The organism is Flavivirga jejuensis (assembly GCF_030540765.1).
Classification (GTDB): domain Bacteria; phylum Bacteroidota; class Bacteroidia; order Flavobacteriales; family Flavobacteriaceae; genus Flavivirga; species Flavivirga jejuensis.
This window is the reverse complement of record NZ_JAUOEL010000004.1, coordinates 408,085-428,525: the sequence shown is the minus strand read 5'-3', so window position 1 is coordinate 428,525 and position 20,441 is coordinate 408,085. Positions and strand designations below refer to the sequence as shown.

Genomic DNA, 20,441 nt, shown 5'->3' with positions numbered 1-20,441 from the left:
AACTCAATTTAAATAACCCTTGAAACCAATGAAAAACAACATTATGTTAATGCTGTTGGTGTATTGCACCATGAGCATTTCTCTTTTTGCACAAAAAAGTAATAAAGAGCTCGCCAATGAATACCTGAACCTAAAAGGGGAAGTGATTTTTAGCTTCACAATCAACAACAAAGCAGAATTAAACACTATTACTAAGGAATTAGCTATTGTTCACTTTGATGAAAAGACCAATAGCGTTAAAGTAATGGCAAATAAAAATCAGTTTTCATCTTTTTTACAAAAAAACGTTGCTTTTACAGTCATTTCAGAAGATAACATTATAGGGTATAGAACTATGACTTCTGATTTATCTATTAAAGCCGCTACGTTTCCACTTACGGCATACCCAACATATGCTGATTATGTAGCAATGATGAATGATTTTGCTACCAGTAATCCGTCCTTATGTAAAGTAGAAAATATTGGAGCTACAGACGAAGGAGATAAATCACTACTATTTGTGAAATTATCAGATAATGTAAACCAAAATGAACAAGAACCCCGAGTAATGTATACTTCCTCTATGCACGGTGATGAAATAGCAGGGTATCCTATGATGCTTAATCTTATTGACTATTTACTTGGAGCATACAAAAATACAAGTCATCCAAAACATATCGAGATCAAAAATCTTTTGGATAATAGTGAGGTTTGGATTAATCCACTGGCAAATCCTGATGGTACGTATCGCAATAGTGCTAATAACACATCTGTCGCTAATGCTACCCGAGGAAATGCTAATAATGTAGATTTAAACAGGAATTATCCTGATCCTGATGATGGTGCTCATCCTGATGGAAATACATATCAGACAGAGACCATTGCTTTTATGAATTTTGCTGATACTAAACATTTTGTATTATCTGCTAATTTTCATGGAGGAATAGAATTAATCAATTACCCATGGGATACATATGCTGGAGCACATCCTGATAAGGATTATTTTGTACATATTTCTAAAGAATATAGAGATCACTGTCAGGCGAATAGTCCTTCTGGATATTTTACTGCATTAAATAACGGAATTACGAATGGTTATGCCTGGTATGAAGTACAAGGAGGAAGACAGGATTACCAAATATATAATCAGAAAGGGAGGGAGGTAACTGTTGAATTGTCAAACAATAAAGTGCCTGCTTCCAATCAATTAGTGAATTTTTGGAACTATAATAGAGATGCTCTTCTTGCATTTTTGAAACAAGTAAATTATGGTATCCATGGAGTAGTAACTGATGCAGTAACCAACCAACCGATACAAGCTAAAGTAACAGTTGTTGGCCGTGAGAGTTATGATTCCTGGATACCAACAGAATTACCAGAAGGAGATTATTACAGACCTATAAAGGCAGGAACTTATAATGTTTTGTATGAAGCAGAATGTTATGAATCCCTTACTTTAACAGGAGTAACAGTAGCAGACTATGCTACGGTTATTAAAAACGTTCAATTAACACCTATAGGTGGAGTAACACCAACAGGATTAACAGCATCAAATGTACAGCCTACTACGGCAACGTTAAGCTGGAGTGTTAATTCTGGAGCCACATATAATGTAAGGTATCGCGTAATAGGAAGTTCGAATTGGACAACCTTATCTTCAAATACAAATACGATTAACATAACTGGGTTAATTGCTACAACTCAATATGAAGCTCAGGTAAAAAGCAATTGTGAAGGGGGAACTAGTTCTCCTTATGGTACCTTAATGAACTTTACAACTACGTCGGGTACCCCGATTACGTACTGTGCTTCTAAAGGAACTAATGTAAATGATGAGTATATAGATTATGTGGGGTTAGGTGGTATTACTAATACGACAGCTGCAAATGCAGGATATGGAGATTTCACCAATTTAATAGCGAATATCGGAACAGGAACAAATACAATTGTAGTAAGTGCCGGTTTTACAAATAAGGCATACAGCGAATATTGGAGTGTTTGGATTGATTATAATCAAAATGGCACCTTTGATACTGAAGAGCAGATTGTATCAAATTTGTCTAATAGTAGTGCTAATCTATCTTTTAATTTTGATGTTCCTGCTACAGCTTTATTAGGTAATACAAGAATGCGTGTGTCTATGAAATATAGTACAGCATCGGCACCATGTGATACTTTTACCTACGGAGAAGTAGAGGATTATAGTGTAAATATTAGTACCTCCTTACTTTCTAAAGGAAACGAACCTTCTTTGGTAAATGACTTTATATTGCATCCAAATCCAATAAAAGAAGCAGAGGATTATAGTGTAAATATTAGTACTGCCTTACTTTCTAAAGGAAATGAACCTTCTTTGATAAATGATTTTATATTGTATCCAAATCCGATAAAAGAAGGAGTGTTATTTATAAAAAACATGAATCAAAAAAATGTATCCTTCAGAATTGTTAACTATATGGGGCAAACGGTTATGAAAAATCAATTATCGGGAGATAAAATTAACGTAGCGCGTTTATCTAATGGGCTGTATTTTTTAGAAGTAAATACAAGCAACAAGACTATTACCAAAAAGTTTATTATAACTAAGTGATTTTTATATGTAAAATAGAAGCTTCCAGAAGATTTATCTTTCGGAAGCTTTTTTGATTGAACCTGTTCGGTTTTTAAAATTACCCCAACCACCCCTCACGATCCAAACTCCGATACTGAATCGCTTCACTAATATGCGAACCATTGACTTCCTCTACCCCTTCTAAATCCGCAATAGTCCTAGAAACTTTCAAAATACGATCATAGGCTCGAGCAGAAAGATTCAAACGCTCCATGGCAGTTTTTAATAATTGCTTAGAAGCATCATCCAACAAACAATACTTCCGAATCTGCTTCGTATTCATCTGTGCATTATAATGTACCACATCCGACTCTTTAAAACGATCGGTTTGAATTTCTCTAGCCTTCGTAACCCGTTTTCTAATATCTACCGAAGTTTCTCCTTTTCTATCGTCAGATAACTTATCAAAAGGCACGGGAGTCACTTCAATATGAATATCAATTCGATCCAATAAAGGCCCAGAGATCTTACTCAAATACCGTTGCATTTCCGCAGGGCTGGAAGTAACAGGAGCGTTAGGATCATTAAAATAACCACCTGGGCTCGGATTCATACTCGCCACCAACATAAACGAGGATGGATAGGTTACCGTAAACTTCGCTCTGGATATGGTTACTTCTCTATCTTCTAATGGCTGGCGCATAACTTCCAGAACTTCACGCTTAAATTCTGGGAGTTCATCTAAAAACAAAACACCATTATGAGACAATGAGATTTCCCCTGGTTGCGGGTAGCTGCCACCTCCCACGAGGGCAACATTTGAGATGGTATGATGCGGACTTCTAAACGGACGTTGTGCCATCAATCCCGTATCTTTTACACGACCAACCACCGAATGTATTTTAGTGGTTTCCAAGGCTTCATACAGTGTCATAGGTGGTAAAATACTAGGCAAGCGTTTTGCTAACATGGTTTTTCCTGCTCCTGGCGGACCAATTAAAATAATATTATGCCCTCCAGCTGCTGCAATTTCCATACAGCGTTTAATACCTTCTTGTCCTTTTACATCAGAAAAATCAAATTCTGGAAACTCCAAATTTTTATAAAACTCTTCTCGTGTATTGATAATGGTTTCCTCGAGAGGTTCCCCCTTATCAAAATAATTAATGACTTGCTTAATACTATCAATACCATAAACTTCCAACCCATCTACTATGGCAGCTTCTTTAGCATTTTGACTAGGTAAAATAAACCCCTTAAAACCTTCTTCCTTTGCTTTCACTGCAATTGGTAAGGCGCCTTTTATGGGTTGTAAACTTCCATCAAGCGAAAGTTCTCCCATAATTAGATAACGCTCTAAATCCTCAGCTATAATTTGCTTAGAGGCTGCTAGGATTCCGATGGCCAAAGTAAGGTCGTATGCACTCCCCTCTTTTCGTAAATCGGCAGGAGCCATATTAATGGTTATTTTCTTTCCTGGAATTTTATAACCGTTATTCTGTAATGCCGCAGCTATGCGATAATTACTCTCTTTAATAGCATTATCAGGGAGTCCGACAAGATGATACCCTATTCCTGAATCCACATTAACCTCAACTGTGATCGTTGTGGCTTCCACGCCAAAAACAGCACTTCCAAAAATTTTTTTAAGCATATAGTTTGTTTACTGGATAAATGTAAGAAAAGTATTCTTTATTGTAAACAAAATAAAATATAAGACCCTGAAAATATTTCAAGGTCTTAATTAATACTTAACATAACTAAGTTTACAACCATCCTAAAATAGAATATGTTAAGTTTTTTTAATTTCTTTATATCGTCTTCCTCAAATTCCAGGAAAATAGCCTTAATCAACGCTACATCATTAAGCTAGATTGGTTATACCTACCATTGACGTGCTTTATAAACAACTAACTTTCAATTATTCATTCAGAGCATAACGAAGAATCTTTATTATTAATCTCTAAAGATTCTTCAGTCGTACCTCCTTTATTATAAATACCTAATTTTCAATTGTTTGTAATTCAGAGCGCAGCGAAGAATCTTTATCATTAATCTCTAAAGATTCTTCAGTCGTACCTCCTGAATGACACCCCAATTACGTCATTTCATCCGCTTGCTAAAATTTTAGCAGATGTCTCTTAATGACACCAACCTAAGAACTAGAGATAGCATAACGTACTTTAGTTAAAATAGACCTACTAAATACTGATTTTGACATTCTTTTATAACTTTTATCTTCATTGTATTGTAAATGGTAGGTACTGGGCAAGAAATAAAAAAATCCTGGTGTTTCCCTTTTAATAGTATATTCCTCTTTTATAGGTTCTTGTTTATATAAGTTAAGTCTGGTAAAATTTTCAACAAAAATTTCTGATTCTTTAGTAGAAGACTTATAAGCTCGTTCATATCTTACTTCCATTTTATTTTTGTTTATAGTAAATATGAATGTAGATTTTGAAGTACTAGTATCGAAAATAGTCCAATACATATTTGTACTATTGCTTTCAGGGATTAAGTCTTCTGTCCCCCAGTCACAATCTTTTGAATTTGCTTTTTCAAATATCTGAACATGTTTTCCATTATTAGAAATTATGATTTTGGTGGTACTTTTTGTGTCTTCATTATCATTAACCCAAGTATCATCAATAGACCTTTTAGTATTTAATATGCAACTAGTTGCTTCCATTAGACAAGTTTTAAACTTTAGATTTATCTATATAGGTTCAAAACTATTTTAAAAGATATGACAAATCAAGAGTGAAAAGCTTGAAAAGTTACTAGGAGATTATTCCAAAATATAATAGGTGTAATATTTTTATATAAGGGTGTTTTTCCCCTTTTTTCAACAATACATATGCCTTATAATTGCTCAAAAACCACCACAAACACCTATTAAACAGCTATTTAACTAGAAAAAAGCATTCCAATCGACTTACCAGTAGTCTCTAAAATTCGAATATTAATATGTATTTTTGAATTGAACCATAATATTAATAATCTTATAATGGAAACAAAATCAAATCAAAAATTAGCTGTTTTTCTAATAATTATGACATTGATCTTTCAGTCATGTAAAGAAAAACCAAAAAAGATCGATCGGCCAGAGAAAAGTATTGATTACAAGCATGCTATTCTTTTAGAAGCCGAATTTATTAGAACCAGAGAAAAAATTATTAATGAGTACCTTAATATAGAAGATACTCGTGAATACTGGTTTGAATTAGAAAAATTAAAAGAATACATTGCATATGTAGAACAAGAAGCGAAAACATTGGGTTACCAAAATTTAGGCATTCGTATTTATAAGGGAGCATATCCAAATGACCCAAAATATCCAGACCCAGGACTTTCAACGGTGTTTTTAGTTCCAACAGGAAACAAAACAACTTCAAAAGCAAGTTTTTCACCCATAAGTACCACTTTGGTTATTAACGATAACATTGCAGAAATTCCAGCATATAATTATGGACATGCAGGAAAACCTCCAAAAGAATTATAAAGAAATAATTCTCCCATAATATGAGTGATTTTTACGTAGATATTTTTTCATATTCAATTAATGTACTTGAATTTATTGCTGCTCTAGTTGCATTAATTCATTATGAAAAATACGTAAATTCATCAGAACGTTATTTTTTACATTTTTTATGGGGAACTTTTTTTGTAGATGCCATATTAGGGCCATCATCAAGATTTTTTGAAATTGATAGTACATGGCTCTATTATGGATATACAGGTATTAGTTTTTTATTTTATTACTGGTGGTACTACACTATTTTAAAAGAAAAATTATATAAGAAAATAATAATTGTATTAAGTATAATATACATAATATTGTATATTATAAACAGTACCAATTTTGAATTTCATCAGTATAGTTTTGTAATAGGTACTTCTTTTGCATTGGTTTTAGCAGGGTTTCATTTACATCAGTTATTTAACTCGGATCATATTTTAAAAATAAAATATAAATTAAGTTTTTGGATAACTACAGCTCTTTTATTATTTAATATAGGCGTGATACCAACTATATTATTATCTAAATATTTTAACATTTATGCCAACAATTCTGTATTTAGTATTATTTTATTTTTTCTAAACATAGTATTATATGGCCCTTATATATTAGGCTTTATATGGACGAAAAAGAAATACAATCATTTTTAATTATATCATCTGTTGTATTATTTATGTTAATAATTACAATGATTTCCCTTTTTCTTCTTTTTAAAAAAAGAAAAAATGCCTTAATTTTAAAAAATGAATTTGCCGAAAAACATTTTGAACAAGAAATTTCTAAGACTAAAATAGAGATTAGAGAAGAAACCTTTAGGAATATTAGTTGGGAATTGCATGACAATATTGGACAATTAATAACTTTAGCAAAAATACAGTTACAAAATAATTCTTCTGTCGAAGATGTCAAAGAAACATTAAATAAATGTATTAAAGAGTTAAGGGTTTTATCTAAATTAATTAACCCTGATGCCCTAAAAAACATGTCTTTAGATCAAGCTGTAACTCAAGAAATTGATCGGTTTAATAGACTTAATTTTATAGAAGCTAAACTTTCTATTAAAGGCTCTCAAATAAAAATAGATAACAAAATTGAGATTGTATTCTTTAGAATTTTACAAGAATTTTTTTCAAATACTATAAAACATGCAAAAGCAACTCATTTAGATATTATATTAGACTATCAAACTGATATGTTGACTATTATTGCAAAAGATAATGGTTTGGGATTTGATTTAAACGAACAAAACCATTCTGGAATAGGTTTGTCTAACATAAAAAATAGGGCGAAATTGGTTAATGCAAATGCTACAATCTTATCTGAACCCAATAAAGGAACCGAATTAACTATTACATATAAACTTTAACCATGGAAGCATCGTATACAATAGTAATTGTTGAAGATCATATTTTACTATCTCAAGCCATTGCAAGTCTCGTAAATTCGTTTAAAGATTTTAATGTGCTATATACTTGTAAAAACGGTAAAGAGCTCCTAACAAAGCTAAAAACACCAAAAAACATTCCAGATATTATACTTATGGATGTTAATATGCCTATCTTAAATGGTATAGAAGCAACAGAAATTGTAAAAAAGGAATACCCTACTATTAAAGTTATAGCACTTTCTGTTGAAGAAAATGATATAACTATTATAAAGATGCTAAAAGCTGGAGCTAAAGGTTATTTATTAAAAGATGTTGAAAAAGATGTTTTAGAATTAGCTTTAATTGAAACTATAAAAAATGGTTATTACCATACCAAAGATGTTTCAAATATTTTAATAAACTCTTTAAATAGTGATAATACAGACGAAATTCAACTAAAAGCTAGAGAAATAGAATTTATAAAACATACCTGTTCTGAAATGACTTATAGGCAAATAGCCGAAAAAATGTTTTTAAGCCCAAAAACAATAGATGGTTATAGAGATAATCTTTTTCAAAAACTGCATGTTAAAAATAGAATAGGACTTGTATTATATGCTATTAAGAATGGTATTTATAAAATATAATCCAGAGCTTAAAGAGATCACTATTCTAAACACTGTAAAACTTTAACAAAAAAAGAATCCTCTTACGAGGATTCTTAAATTGGATTAACACTAAAACAAGATTTTGTATCCAATTTTATATAGAATATATCTTGTCAATTATTTAGTACCATTTAAAAATTTAGGTTTTAATACTAACATAGCCCATCCCCAGTTTTGTATATCGGATGCAGCATCTTCAGTAACTCCCTTTAATTCATACATGCCATCGCTTGCAAACATTTGAGAATAACCAACTACTAATTTATAACCTTTAAATGCTTTTGAATATACCAAATCAACCTCTGTTCCTAACGATTTCTCACCGCTAGTTAATTCTTGCTCGCCACTAAAGTTTAAAGCTTTAATCATAAGGTTTGAAGTATCATTCAATTTGAAGTTAGCACTTACATGAACATCAAATAAACCTATTTGAGTTGGTTCAGCATGATTACTTACATAAAAATAATCCATAAATCCGTTAAATTTATGATTGGTACCATATAATGGAAAAAATGCGCTTGTTTCACCAGCATCTGCGTCATTTCCACTAATAATCTCAAGACCAGCACCTAAACCAACTTTAGGAGATGCTTTGTAAGTTAGATCTAATCCTAAAAGGTAAGCCCCTTTTACATCAACAGAACCTTGTCTTTCTCCTGTCTGTAAATAAGCATTCGCAGCCAGACCAAATTTTCCTTTTTTAAAGTTTAAATGTGTCCCTACAGTTGTTAAATTATTAACCCCATCTGGTGCATCCGTATCATCATATTTTTGAAACCCATTATTTAATAGCAGTAAGCTACCTGTAAAGTTTTCCCATTTCTTATTTAAATGCAACATTTGCATGGTTTTATAAGAAAACAAACCTGTTGTAGCATACTCTGTTCCTGTTGATACAAAACCTGTTGGGTTAGAATAATCCTGATTAAATGCTAATGCAAAATCTAATGCAAAACCATTTTTCGCATATTTTAATAAAGCAGCATCATGGTTTCTACCTTGTTGTGCCCAATCTAATCCACCTAATATACGTTGATCATCATAAGATAATACCTGACGCCCTATTTTAGTTGAGAACCCTTCTCCTAAATTAATCTCTGCCCAAGCTTGAAAAACGGCAAAAGAATTATTTTGATCATAAGGTAAAATCTGTCTGTTTTCACCCCAAACCATAATATCTTGTAAGCTTACAAATACCTTGTAAGTATCTGTTTTATATCCTGTATTTAAACGTACTCTTGTCGATATACCAAACCCAGCATCGGCATCATCGGCTATTAGGCTTCCAAAACCATTGCGGTATTCTGTACGTGGTCGAAATTCACCATCTAAAGTAAATTGCGCTTGTGCAAAATTTAAACATCCTGCTAATAATAGCCCCAATATTACATATTGTTTTTTCATTTTTTTAAGTTTAAGTTATTTTATTCTTTTTGAGTTTAATTTTATTGTTAAATTATTGATAGCCAAATGTAAAAAGACATAAACATCTTATTTATGACAAATCTCATATAACCTAACATTTATAATATTATGATTTTTATTAATTTTTTATTAATTAATGTTCTAAAAAATCTATCAAATGTTTTCTGTATTTATAATAATCGTCGTGTTCTAAAACAGATTTTCTCGTCCGCGGTCTTTCAAAATCAATATTTAATATGTCTCCTATTTTTGCTCTGGGACCACTTGTCATCATCACCACCCGATCTGCCAAAAAAATGGCCTCATCAACATCGTGGGTAATCATCACCGCAGTAATTTTTTCTTTATTCCAGATTTCAATAAGAATATCTTGAAGCTCGCCTCTGGTAAGAGAATCTAACATTCCAAAAGGCTCATCCAACAACAATACTTTTGGTTTTATAGCAAAAGCTCTGGCAATTCCCACACGTTGCTGCATCCCTTGAGATAGTTCTGAAGCTTTTTTATTAAAAGCATCCTCCAACCCTACTTTTTGCAGATAGTATTTAGCAATATCATTTCTTTGCCATTTAGTAGCATCTGGAAAAACTTGATTAACACCTAATAATACGTTCTGAAGTGAAGTCATCCATGGCATTAAGCTAGGTGATTGAAAAATCACTCCCCTATCTGGTCCTGGGCCTTTTATATGTTTTCCTAATACAGAAATGTTACCTCCAGAAATCTCATTAAGCCCAGCAATCATAGAAAGCATGGTTGTTTTACCACAACCTGAATGTCCTATGATAGTTACAAATTCTTCTTTTTTTATTTGAAGATTCAAATTTTCAAGAACCACATAATCACCCTTAGGGGTTGGGTACACTTTCTTTAGATTTTTTAAATCCAACATTACCTGAGATGAAGGAAAAAGTCCGTTATCAGTAATAATATCTGTTTTTTTATTTTCTATTGTAGCGTTCATCTAATTCCTTTATTAAAACTGATTAACAAAATCTTTCGGACTCAAATCTGGAAGTACAAATGCTTCTTTAGCCTGAGATTTTCTTTCGTTTCCAATATCCATTAAGTACTCTATAATGGCGTTTCTGGTTTCCTTAAAATTCACATTATCATTCATCTCCGTTTTATCACGAGGACGCTCAATATCGATTTTAAATTCGGGTCCTAAGGTTGCATTTGGTCCTGGTCTTAAAGGAATAATACGATCTGCCATATAGATCCCTTCATCAACATCATTAGTAATCAATAAAGCAGTGCGCTTATCTTTCCCCCAAATGTTTAAAATCTCATCCTGAAGGTTCCCTCTCGTTAAAGCATCTAACGCTCCCAAAGGTTCATCCATAATAATCATTTCTGGTTTCATGGCTAATGCTCTTGCCACTGCTACACGCTGACGCATACCTCCCGATAATTCTTTAGGACGTTTATTTATTGCTGGAGTTAAACTTACCATATCAACATAGTCTGCAACAATATCATTTAGCTCCTTTTTACTTTTCTTAGGAAAGGTTTCTTTAACAGCCATAAAAATATTTTGTCCCACCGTTAACCATGGTAATAATGAGTAATTCTGAAAAATCACACCACGTTCATGACTCGTTCCAGAAACAGGTGCTCCTTTAAATAAAACGGTGCCTTTTGTTGGTTCCAGCAATCCATTAATTAAGTTTACTAAGGTTGTTTTTCCACTTCCGGTAAACCCCACAATAGCTACAAACTCACCCTCTTCAATCGATAAGTTAATATTCGAAAGCACTTCGGTAGCATTGTCACCTTGTCCGTAAGTTTTATAAATATTATTTAATTCTAAATATGCCATTTCAAAAATGTTTATTCGGTTATTTGTTTAAATGCTTATACTCTCATCCGTTAAAATCTTCCAATCGAATCCAGATATAAAGAAACCAGTTTTTTTTTGGGCGTTACCACAAGGGTCGGGCTTTCACTACTCGCTTCCTCCTACGTCGGCGAGCTCAAACATTTAGCCTGCGGTGAGCGCAGTCTAACCGTTCAATCCCTAACGCTGGTTAGTCCGCAATTATCAATCTTCAGTAAACAGTCATTACCCATCCGTAAACCAGATAACTTCTATCTCCCAGCTTCAAACTTCTATCATTTTTATATCGCATCAGATTTATCAAAAGACACCGCATTTTGTATCGTTAACATCAATCGGTCTAATAAAAAACCAATAATACCAATAACAAACATGGCAACTATAATTTTTGCATTAGAATCGTTGGCACCATTCTGGAATTCTTCCCAAACAAATAAACCTAAACCTGGACTTTGTGCTAACAATTCAATAGCAATTAAAACCATCCATGCGACCGATAAAGTAATCTTTAATCCTGTAAAAATTAATGGTAAAGACGATGGTAATACCACTTTAAAGATTTTTTGAAACGCTCCTAATTTTAATACTTTAGCCACATTTATAAAGTCTTTATCTACAGACGACACTCCCATAGCCGTATTAACTAAAGTGGCCCACATAGAACAGAGTCCCACACTAATAAAAGAAATGGTAAAAGAGCTGTCTTCATTAGAATCTATTAAAAGTGTTTTCACAATCATAAAAACTAATAAGTACCAAACAACTGGCGATACAGGTTTAAAAATTTGAATAAACCAATTAAAAGCACTCTTCAACGTTGGACTTAACCCAATGAAAACACCTAAAGGAACAGCAATTAATAACGCTAATAGAAAACCAGCAAATACCGTTTTTAAACTTCTAAATATTTGATCTACAAATGATGGTCTTCCTGTATACGTAATAGCATCTTTTCCTTCGGCAATTCGCTTTTCATTTAAAGCCGCCGTTTTTTCTATAAATGCTGCTTTATCAGCGCTAATAATATTATGGTCTCTCAATAAAGACTTATAAGAATCCCAAACCTGACTAGGCGATGGCAATGTATTTGGCTGACAACTAGATGCTCCCGATGCTATACAGGCACGTAATGCTTCGGCAGCTTCTGGCCCTTGATCGTTAAATGCCTTTTCTATTTTAAAATCTGCTTCTATGTTGTACAAGGTTTTTGCGCCCATATGCCACAGTCCAATAAATAATAATATGGAGACAAGCGGTACAACTGCTTTACGTAGAAAACTCTTAAAATCTTCCTTTTCCAGCTTCCCGGTAAATAAGTCTTTTAATGTGCTAAAAAAACCTAATCCCATAAATTTGGTAACTTTTCCTAATGTTATACTTTGCTTCATTTTCTCTTGTTTAGAGTTTTTATTATTTTAAAGTTTAAAACTGAATTTCAATGGTTTGTCATTTCGATAGAGCGAGGCACGAGCGACGAGAAATCTCAAAAGTGATGAGATTCCTCCTCACAAGCTCCGCTTGATATCTTCAAACAAAATATATTTTGTTTTCGATAGCGTTCGAAAGGGCAAAAAGCAATTACTGTACAGCCTTATCCTTATTACCAATTTTAAAACTATTGATATATGCAATCGGGTCTTTAGCATCATAAGATGTTCCATCAATAAAATCTGCAGTTGCAGGTTTATAACCGTCTGTCGTTGGAATATCACCAGCTGGAATATGACCTTCTTCTACTAAAAGCTTAGCTGCTTTTGTCCAGATATCTGGTCTGTAAATATCTTTAATCGTGTTAGGATACCAATCTGCTGCCTTAGCTTCAGGAATTTGTCCCCATCTACGCATTTGAGTTAAAAACCAAATACCATCAGAATAGAATGGATATGTTGCATGGTACTTGTAGAATACATTAAAATCTGGCATATCACGTTTATCTCCTTTTTCAAATTCAAAAGTACCAGTCATAGAGTTTGCTAACACTTCTTCTGGAGCACCAACATATTGAGACATTGATAATATTTTTACCGCTTCGGGTCTGTTTCCTGGTTCATCTAACCATTTTCCTGCACGAATTAAGGCTTTAGTTACAGCAATTGCAGTATTAGGGTTTTCTTCAACAAATTTCTTAGTCATTACAAATACTTTCTCTGGGTTATTTTTCCAGATATCATAGTTGGTAGTAACTGGCACACCAATCCCTTTAAATACAGCTTGTTGGTTCCATGGCTCCCCAACACAGTATCCATAAATAGTTCCTGCTTCAAGCGTTGCAGGCATTTGTGGCGGTGGTGTTACAGATAATAAAACTTCAGCATCAATTTGTCCTTGTACGTTTTCGGCAGTATACATACCTGGGTGAATTCCTGCAGCTGCCAGCCAATATCTTATTTCGTAGTTATGTGTAGAAACAGGAAACACCATCCCCATTTTAAAAGCTTTACCAGAATTTTTGTATTCAGTAATAACAGGTTTTAAAGCATCTGCTTTTATAGGATGTATTGGTTTTCCATCTGCTCCTTTTGGTACATTTGGTTTCATTTTAGACCAAACATCGTTAGAAACTGTAATACCATTTCCATTTAAATCCATAGAAAAAGGCGTCACTAATTCCGCTTGGCGTCCAAATCCTGCTCCTGCTGCTATAGGCTGTCCCGCTAACATATGAGAACCATCTAACTGACCATCAATTACACGGTCTAATACATTTTTCCAATTTGATTGTGCTTCTACTGAAACAAACAAACCTTCATCTTCAAAAAAACCTTTTTCTTTAGCAATGGCTAAAGGTGCCATATCTGTTAACTTGATAAAACCAAAAGTTAATTGAGGCTTTTCAATTTCTAAGGCTTTTGTTTTTGAAGTTTCTGCTACAACGGCTTCTGCTGTTGTTTTCTTTTTATCTCCGCCACCACAAGCAAAAAGCAGTAAAGCTAGAGAAAACAGTAATGATGTTTTAGTAATTAGTGATTTCATATGAATAGTTTTAAATTATTTCTAAGTATTAATACTTATTTATATGGCAAATATATAAGTAGTCTTAATTCTATTTCATGATGAATTCCACGTTAAAACCTCTTTTTAAACCATGATAAAAGCTGTCAAAAAACAGGTTTTTAACATAACCAACTGTAAAACATATTTTTAACTAAGAAAAACACAATAGGTATAACCTACGTATTTTTACTTGCAACATCTTTTATTTTATCTGATTAAGGAAAAACTCCAAGGAATTTCAAGAACAAATTTTTATTTATTTCGTGTAAAAATTTACCATACATTATACTCTTTAGAGGGTATCATTTTAAAAGTATTTGATAGTAAGGGTTCTGAGATGTCTTCAAATATTAACCTTCACGAATTTTATATCGTAGTAGGTTATGATAAAACCACCTCGAAACGCTACTCTACCAAGGTTGTTTTGCAATAACCTTGTAAACTCACTTTGATACAATTCTTTATTATAAACTATTGATAATGATAGGGTTTTTCTTGACTTTTATATAAAATTTATCGAACTTCTATTCTGTTAGAATAGAAAACATTAAAACGGTTTTATATTCTTAATAAGTTATGTTTCATACCCGAAACTTGCCGTACAAAGCAAAGAGTGCTATCGCACACATTGTTTTCTTCCCAACTCTGAATGAGATTTTTTTCATAACTTGCGATTATAAATCTAAACAAACAAAAGTGCTTCTAAAAGAGAAAATATCGATTGAAAATTTTGAAGATAAAAAATTCAAAATCAGACTTATAGAATCTAAAAAAGATACAGAAGCTGCTTTTACACATTATTTGCATAATCACAGAAATGGAGTTTCTCAATTCTATAAACCTGATGCAATAGAGCACGTTAAAAACTTATTTGAATATAAATTTCCAGAAGAAAAAATTTCAAATTTAGCAGCCGAAGAAGCTCTACAATATTTGATTTTCCAACAAGAAAACATTCCTTTTCTTGCACCGAAAAAGCCCAAATTTAAATTCATTGACCTTTTTGCTGGAATTGGTGGATTTAGATTAGCATTTCAAAACTTGAAAGGAAAATGTGTCTTTACAAGTGAATGGGATAAATATTCTAAACAAACATATCAAGCAAATTTTGGAGAAGTTCCTTTTGGAGATATTACAAAAAAAGCAACCAAAGATTATATTCCAGACAATTTTGATGTTTTATGTGCTGGTTTTCCTTGTCAAGCATTTTCGATTGCAGGAAAGCGTGGCGGATTTGAAGATACCAGAGGAACATTGTTTTTTGACGTAGCTGAAATTATTAAAAAGAAAAAACCCAAAGCTATTTTCTTAGAAAATGTAAAAGGGTTAAGAAATCACGATAAAGGAAAAACCTTAGCTACAATTCTAAATGTCCTACGAGAAGATTTGAACTACTTTATTCCAGAACCTCAGATAGTGAACGCAAAAGAATTTGGAGTTCCTCAGAATAGAGAACGAATTTTTATTGTTGGATTCAGAAAAGATTTAGAAATTACGGAATTTGAATACCCCAAACCAGTTAAGAAAAAAGTAACACTTGAAAATATTTTAGAAACCGAAACGGTTTCGGTAAAATATTATTTATCTGAAACTTATGTAAACACTTTACGGAATCACAAAGCAAGACACGAAAGTAAAGGTAATGGATTTGGCTACGAGATTATTCCAAATAACGGAACTGCAAACGCAGTTGTTTGTGGAGGAATGGGACGAGAAAGAAATTTAGTTTACGACTTTAGATTAAAAGATTTCACACCAATAACGCATATTACTGGAGAAGTAAACAGAGAAGGAATTCGTAAAATGACACCGAGAGAATGGGCTCGTCTACAAGGCTTTCCAGATGAATATAAAATTGTTGTTTCAGATGCTCAAGCGTATAAACAATTTGGTAATTCTGTTGCAATTCCAGCTATTCAAGCAACAGCTAAAAAAATTATAGAAAAACTTAAAACTTTATGATTACAGGAAATAAAGGAGAATGGAGTGAAATATATACTCTTTTCAAATTACTTGGCGACAAACAATTATTTCTTGGTAATAAAAACATTGAAAAATTAGAAGGAATTGTCTATCCAATTTTACGTGTTTTAAGGACAGAAAACAATGGGGATTTTGAATATTCAATAGAAGACGAAATCATACTTATTTCTGGAGGAGAGGAAGTTTTAAAAATTGCAATTACAGAATTTAAAGAAAAAGCAAAATTCTTACTTGAAAAAATCAAAACAAACAAAGAAAGAACTTTTTCAGTCCCAAAGATTGAAGAATTTATGCAATCTATTAGTTGTCTTTCTCTAAAAGCAAGTTCAACTTCAAAAACAGATATTACAATTATTGTTCACGACCAAAGAACAAATCAACAACCAACTTTAGGTTTTAGCATAAAATCACAATTAGGAAGCCCTTCAACTCTTCTCAATGCAGGTAAGACGACTAATTTTATTTTTAAAATAAACGGAATAATTGAGAACAAAGAAATTGAGCGTATCAACTCAATGATGGTAAAAAGAGGTAAAAAAGAATCTGCGGATTTAAAAGGAAGACTAAAATCAATTTGTTTAAATAATAGAGAACTTAAATTCTATAAAACAGAAAGGCAAATATTTTCAAACAATTTAGTTCTTATTGATAGTAGATTGCCAGAAATATTATCTGAAATTGTTTATGAATTTTATTCCAGTAAAAAATCAAGTGTTGTCTATTTAGTTGAGAATATCAATTTTAAAAACCCACTAAATTTTGATGTTTCTAACGAACATAAATTTTACGAATATAAAATTAAACGTTTTTTGACAGACATTGCATTGGGAATGATGCCTTCTAAAGTTTGGGCTGGCCAATATGATGCAACTGGTGGATATTTAATTGTAAAAGAAAACGGAGATGTTTTATGTTATCATATTTACAACAGAAACGAGTTCGAAAATTATTTATTTAACAACACCAAATTAGATACAGCAAGTTCTAACAGACATGGTTTTGGTTCTATTTATGAAGAAAATGGAGAGTTTTACTTTAAACTCAACTTGCAAATTAGATTTCTATGATTTACAAAATGTTAAATAAGATAAATACTCTTCAACAATTAAGAACGAATAGTATTCATAAACAATATTATAGAGCATATTAGATTTCCATTTTTTAGAAATTTAGAAACTAACACTAAAATAACATTTGATTTTCTAATTACATTTTTGTAAAAAAACTTATGAATTAAAAGTTCGATTTTACAATCTCTTTATGGTTGTCATAAAGGGTATAGTCTAGTAGACTATTGGTTTACAACTGAATTTGATAAAACAAAAGAGTTTGATAAAAATCGAAATACAAAAGCCCTTCTACTGATAAACTCTGCTTAGTTGCGGTACAGGAAGGTTAAACAAGAATTTCAAATATCTCTCGCCCTAGCTATCCTAAATCACTCTTAGGTAATGTAACATCACGAAATGTTGGAGAATTCTCGGTAATTCTTCCTGCTCCTTTTTTATTAATTTTAAAAGTAACATCTTTTGTTGTAGTAAATAAAAGCACAGATGAAAAAGATGTTCTGAGGTATGGTTTTAAAAACACAAAAGCCTCATCTAAAGTAAGCTCGTTTTCTTCATCTTCGGTCTCTCTCGATTGGTAACGCAATTTTACTAAAACCTTAAAGTCACCTTTATAAGACAATGGTCTGACAAATATATTTTTCAAGTCTGGCTTACCAATGGTTTTTGCCATAGTTAATTTGGCAAAACGGCCTTCTTGAAAACTTTCTTTTACTTGTTCCCAGAAAAGAACAAATACTTCTTGGTACGGCATAAACTAAGAATTGATGATACAATATTTTGATGCTTCAAAAATAAGATTAATAAAATTTGATTGTCTGTTAATAATTATAAAATGCGCGTCACTCTGTACTTGTTTCAGGGTCTCAATTATAAATAAGTATTTGAATACTAAAGTTTATGAGATGCTGAAACAAGTTCAGCATGACGAAAAATTAGCGATATGATACAAAAACGAACATTAGCAAAAACAAATCGGCTTGTATTTAAAACCAAAAGCTAGCAGGTACTTGCGTTCAATGTCGTTAAGTTAAGGATATAACCAATTTTCACCCTATTTAAGATGCCCCTACTGTTAACTACAGACAAAAAAACCATCTAAAAATTGTTAGATGGTTTCTTATATTGTTTGACCTTATTCTTACAAAGGCAATCTTAGTGATTTATTGAGAAGTAACTATATTTAACAGTACAGGTTTTATCATTACCTTCTGAGTAAACACCCGCTTTTAAATAATATGTATTACTCTTACTACTCCACGCACTGCTGGGAGAAAGTGTTTTTGTCCAACTATTTCCATTAGTTTGCACTTTCACCTCTGCTTTAGACTGACCACTTATACCTGTCTTAACTGTAACTGATATAACATCTCCTGAAGTATATTTTGGCCCTGTATAAGTAGAATAACTAGAACTGCTACCAGTTGGGTTTGTTTCGGTTTCTTTAATTCTAATATATCTATCATCGTCTATATAAAGTCTTATCCAGGGTCTTTTAATCCCACTGCCTCTGTTATGGATTTGAGCTATACTCATACCATATTTCGCTATATTAGTATACTTGGCTGTAAATGTCATAGTTTTGGATGTACTTAATGAGGATTCATCTCCAGTATTCTCTTTTAATTCGGTTCTATGTCCGTCACCCGATAAACATCTCATCATAACAATTCCATCGTTATATTTATCCATCCAACTTTCACCATCTACACCACAGGCTCCAAAAGTACTTCGGTTTCCTGTGCTACCAGAAATCCAACTAGTTTCCACAACCAAATCTTTAAAATTAACATTAGGTCCACAGAATCCTCCAGAAGTTTTTGCTGATAGGTTTTCAGACTTTAAGTTAACCGATTCTGAGTTAACTGATTCTTTTTGCTCTGGAGTTTTCCCTTCATCTAAGGAGCACCCCATAATAATTAACAATAAAACAAATGTTTTAAGCTTCAATAAATTTTTCATAATAGTTTAGTTTAAATTAATATTAAATAACATTAATTAGCAACTTTTGTCTGAAAATGAATTGAAAAACTAAATTGGTTTCCCAAAGTGGTCAACCAAATTGGTTTACCAAATATACTGATATTTATTAATTATTTTGAATAAAATATACTTTTTTAACAAAAAAAATACACATTTACCTACAAAAACATCAATTTTATAAATGATAAATCTTTTTTCGTAAAACAAGAGAACCATTCCTTAAGAAGGAATGGTATTTTAATACGATCTAATTTAGAGAATTAATTAACAGCTTGCTTAGTGCGACAAAAAAACCGCTTATAAAAAGAAAGCGTAATTAAAGATAAGTTTATGGCAAAAACGAAGAAGTTAGTTGTTTTCTAATTGTTTCCCTCGCTACCGCTAAGCTCTGCTTAGTGGCGTTACAGGAAGATATAACAATTTTATATATCTTCACCCTAACTATTCTAAATCTCCAACTGCATTAGATTTACGATCTGGTCTTTCTTCTTGTCGGATACATCACCTGTTGTTTTTTGAATTGACCGATTTCCTCTCTTAACGTTTGATTGATATTGTGAATCAAATCATTTTGAAATTTCATGATTCCTAATAAATCGTGCATAGCATTTAGATTTTCTAATTGCTTATAAACAATTTGTTCTAAATCTGCTTTGGTATATCTTTTGCTCATAACTATGTGTTTTAAATATTCAAAAAAAATCTTATTAGGTTTATTTAATGCTTTTAAAGCATCACAAAGATATTAAAAATATTCAATTGAACATTATAAAGCATTAAATAATGCTATTAGCATTTAAAATGAAGTCATTACATTTGGCTTTCAATGATATTAATTCATTATGGACAAGGAAGTTTACAACCGTATAAAGGCTGTTTTAGCTGAAAAAGGAAAAACCAACAATTGGTTGGCTGACCAATTAGAAATGAATAGAACTACTATTTCTAAATGGTGCAGGAATGAAATGCAACCAAGAGTAGAAACTTTATTTCAAATTGCTAGAGTACTGGAAATTGATGTAAGAGAATTATTGATATCCACAATAAAAAATTAAAAGGCATACA

The 20,441-nt window shown here is 32.1% G+C and carries 18 protein-coding genes; 8 read left to right on the top strand and 10 right to left on the bottom strand.

Annotated features, from left to right (window positions below):
* Positions 1-28 precede the first annotated feature (28 nt).
* Positions 29-2,569 carry a M14 family zinc carboxypeptidase gene (locus Q4Q40_RS13445; RefSeq protein WP_303302372.1) on the top strand — a complete coding sequence of 847 codons (2,541 nt, stop codon included), beginning with the start codon at positions 29-31 and terminating at the stop codon, positions 2,567-2,569.
* Between the two features lie 79 nt (positions 2,570-2,648).
* Here Q4Q40_RS13445 and Q4Q40_RS13440 read toward each other — a convergent pair whose 3' ends face one another.
* Positions 2,649-4,184, bottom strand: coding sequence for a YifB family Mg chelatase-like AAA ATPase (locus Q4Q40_RS13440; RefSeq protein ID WP_303302371.1), 1,536 nt, complete (start codon positions 4,182-4,184; stop codon positions 2,649-2,651).
* A gap of 501 nt (positions 4,185-4,685) precedes the next feature.
* Complete coding sequence (locus Q4Q40_RS13435; RefSeq protein WP_303302370.1) at positions 4,686-5,219, bottom strand: hypothetical protein; 534 nt, start codon at positions 5,217-5,219, stop codon at positions 4,686-4,688.
* Between the two features lie 318 nt (positions 5,220-5,537).
* Here Q4Q40_RS13435 and Q4Q40_RS13430 point away from each other — a divergent pair, with 318 nt between their 5' ends.
* The 4 genes from Q4Q40_RS13430 to Q4Q40_RS13415 are packed head-to-tail and all read left to right on the top strand — an operon-like array spanning position 5,538 to position 8,063.
* Positions 5,538-6,032 (top strand): hypothetical protein, encoded by a 495-nt coding sequence (locus Q4Q40_RS13430; protein WP_303302368.1) that lies wholly within the window; start codon positions 5,538-5,540, stop codon positions 6,030-6,032.
* A gap of 20 nt (positions 6,033-6,052) precedes the next feature.
* Entirely contained in the window at positions 6,053-6,700 is a 648-nt protein-coding gene (locus Q4Q40_RS13425; protein WP_303302367.1) for a hypothetical protein, read from the top strand.
* Positions 6,670-7,416 (top strand): sensor histidine kinase, encoded by a 747-nt coding sequence (locus Q4Q40_RS13420; protein ID WP_303302366.1) that lies wholly within the window; start codon positions 6,670-6,672, stop codon positions 7,414-7,416. The genes Q4Q40_RS13425 and Q4Q40_RS13420 overlap by 31 nt, the downstream gene beginning before the upstream one ends.
* A gap of 2 nt (positions 7,417-7,418) precedes the next feature.
* Positions 7,419-8,063, top strand: coding sequence for a response regulator transcription factor (locus tag Q4Q40_RS13415; protein WP_303302365.1), 645 nt, complete (start codon positions 7,419-7,421; stop codon positions 8,061-8,063).
* Between the two features lie 138 nt (positions 8,064-8,201).
* Here the strand turns inward: Q4Q40_RS13415 and Q4Q40_RS13410 are convergent, their stop codons facing one another.
* From Q4Q40_RS13410 to Q4Q40_RS13390, 5 genes are all read right to left on the bottom strand, one after another.
* Entirely contained in the window at positions 8,202-9,488 is a 1,287-nt protein-coding gene (locus Q4Q40_RS13410) for an alginate export family protein (RefSeq protein ID WP_303302364.1), read from the bottom strand.
* 154 nt (positions 9,489-9,642) lie between these two features.
* A complete protein-coding gene (locus Q4Q40_RS13405; protein ID WP_303302362.1) occupies positions 9,643-10,473 on the bottom strand; it encodes an ABC transporter ATP-binding protein in 831 nt (276 codons plus the stop codon).
* A gap of 12 nt (positions 10,474-10,485) precedes the next feature.
* Positions 10,486-11,331 (bottom strand): ABC transporter ATP-binding protein, encoded by an 846-nt coding sequence (locus Q4Q40_RS13400; protein ID WP_303302361.1) that lies wholly within the window; start codon positions 11,329-11,331, stop codon positions 10,486-10,488.
* 299 nt (positions 11,332-11,630) lie between these two features.
* Positions 11,631-12,737 carry an ABC transporter permease gene (locus tag Q4Q40_RS13395; protein WP_303302360.1) on the bottom strand — a complete coding sequence of 369 codons (1,107 nt, stop codon included), beginning with the start codon at positions 12,735-12,737 and terminating at the stop codon, positions 11,631-11,633.
* Between the two features lie 190 nt (positions 12,738-12,927).
* Complete coding sequence (locus Q4Q40_RS13390; protein ID WP_303302359.1) at positions 12,928-14,322, bottom strand: CmpA/NrtA family ABC transporter substrate-binding protein; 1,395 nt, start codon at positions 14,320-14,322, stop codon at positions 12,928-12,930.
* A 717-nt stretch (positions 14,323-15,039) separates the two neighbouring features.
* On the opposite strand from Q4Q40_RS13390, the gene Q4Q40_RS13385 reads away from it, so the two are divergent.
* The gene (locus Q4Q40_RS13385; protein WP_303302358.1) at positions 15,040-16,305 is read left to right on the top strand and encodes a DNA cytosine methyltransferase; all 1,266 of its coding nucleotides are present in this window, start codon (positions 15,040-15,042) and stop codon (positions 16,303-16,305) included.
* Positions 16,302-17,393 (top strand): HpaII family restriction endonuclease, encoded by a 1,092-nt coding sequence (locus tag Q4Q40_RS13380; RefSeq protein ID WP_303302356.1) that lies wholly within the window; start codon positions 16,302-16,304, stop codon positions 17,391-17,393. Before Q4Q40_RS13385 ends, Q4Q40_RS13380 begins: the two co-directional genes overlap by 4 nt.
* 361 nt (positions 17,394-17,754) lie before the next feature.
* Here Q4Q40_RS13380 and Q4Q40_RS13375 read toward each other — a convergent pair whose 3' ends face one another.
* The 3 genes from Q4Q40_RS13375 to Q4Q40_RS13365 all read right to left on the bottom strand — a co-directional run bounded on the left by Q4Q40_RS13375 (position 17,755) and on the right by Q4Q40_RS13365 (position 20,049).
* Positions 17,755-18,147: a hypothetical protein gene (locus tag Q4Q40_RS13375; protein WP_303302355.1), complete on the bottom strand. Its 393-nt coding sequence runs from the start codon at positions 18,145-18,147 to the stop codon at positions 17,755-17,757.
* Between the two features lie 401 nt (positions 18,148-18,548).
* Positions 18,549-19,355, bottom strand: a complete 807-nt coding sequence (locus Q4Q40_RS13370) for a polysaccharide lyase family 7 protein (protein WP_303302353.1) — start codon at positions 19,353-19,355, stop codon at positions 18,549-18,551.
* 490 nt (positions 19,356-19,845) lie between these two features.
* Positions 19,846-20,049, bottom strand: a complete 204-nt coding sequence (locus Q4Q40_RS13365) for a hypothetical protein (RefSeq protein ID WP_303302352.1) — start codon at positions 20,047-20,049, stop codon at positions 19,846-19,848.
* A 169-nt stretch (positions 20,050-20,218) separates the two neighbouring features.
* On the opposite strand from Q4Q40_RS13365, the gene Q4Q40_RS13360 reads away from it, so the two are divergent.
* Positions 20,219-20,431 carry a helix-turn-helix transcriptional regulator gene (locus tag Q4Q40_RS13360; RefSeq protein WP_303302350.1) on the top strand — a complete coding sequence of 71 codons (213 nt, stop codon included), beginning with the start codon at positions 20,219-20,221 and terminating at the stop codon, positions 20,429-20,431.
* Positions 20,432-20,441: the final 10 nt, after the last annotated feature.

Excerpts from the sequence above, each read along its gene's own strand:
- Q4Q40_RS13445 (WP_303302372.1), top strand. The coding sequence starts at position 29 with ATGAAAAACAACATTATGTTAATGCTGTTGGTGTATTGCACCATGAGC.
- Q4Q40_RS13440 (WP_303302371.1), bottom strand. The coding sequence starts at position 4,184 with ATGCTTAAAAAAATTTTTGGAAGTGCTGTTTTTGGCGTGGAAGCCACA.
- Q4Q40_RS13435 (WP_303302370.1), bottom strand. The coding sequence starts at position 5,219 with ATGGAAGCAACTAGTTGCATATTAAATACTAAAAGGTCTATTGATGAT.
- Q4Q40_RS13430 (WP_303302368.1), top strand. The coding sequence starts at position 5,538 with ATGGAAACAAAATCAAATCAAAAATTAGCTGTTTTTCTAATAATTATG.
- Q4Q40_RS13425 (WP_303302367.1), top strand. The coding sequence starts at position 6,053 with ATGAGTGATTTTTACGTAGATATTTTTTCATATTCAATTAATGTACTT.
- Q4Q40_RS13420 (WP_303302366.1), top strand. The coding sequence starts at position 6,670 with ATGGACGAAAAAGAAATACAATCATTTTTAATTATATCATCTGTTGTA.
- Q4Q40_RS13415 (WP_303302365.1), top strand. The coding sequence starts at position 7,419 with ATGGAAGCATCGTATACAATAGTAATTGTTGAAGATCATATTTTACTA.
- Q4Q40_RS13410 (WP_303302364.1), bottom strand. The coding sequence starts at position 9,488 with ATGAAAAAACAATATGTAATATTGGGGCTATTATTAGCAGGATGTTTA.
- Q4Q40_RS13405 (WP_303302362.1), bottom strand. The coding sequence starts at position 10,473 with ATGAACGCTACAATAGAAAATAAAAAAACAGATATTATTACTGATAAC.
- Q4Q40_RS13400 (WP_303302361.1), bottom strand. The coding sequence starts at position 11,331 with ATGGCATATTTAGAATTAAATAATATTTATAAAACTTACGGACAAGGT.
- Q4Q40_RS13395 (WP_303302360.1), bottom strand. The coding sequence starts at position 12,737 with ATGAAGCAAAGTATAACATTAGGAAAAGTTACCAAATTTATGGGATTA.
- Q4Q40_RS13390 (WP_303302359.1), bottom strand. The coding sequence starts at position 14,322 with ATGAAATCACTAATTACTAAAACATCATTACTGTTTTCTCTAGCTTTA.
- Q4Q40_RS13380 (WP_303302356.1), top strand. The coding sequence starts at position 16,302 with ATGATTACAGGAAATAAAGGAGAATGGAGTGAAATATATACTCTTTTC.
- Q4Q40_RS13375 (WP_303302355.1), bottom strand. The coding sequence starts at position 18,147 with ATGCCGTACCAAGAAGTATTTGTTCTTTTCTGGGAACAAGTAAAAGAA.
- Q4Q40_RS13370 (WP_303302353.1), bottom strand. The coding sequence starts at position 19,355 with ATGAAAAATTTATTGAAGCTTAAAACATTTGTTTTATTGTTAATTATT.
- Q4Q40_RS13365 (WP_303302352.1), bottom strand. The coding sequence starts at position 20,049 with ATGAGCAAAAGATATACCAAAGCAGATTTAGAACAAATTGTTTATAAG.
- Q4Q40_RS13360 (WP_303302350.1), top strand. The coding sequence starts at position 20,219 with ATGGACAAGGAAGTTTACAACCGTATAAAGGCTGTTTTAGCTGAAAAA.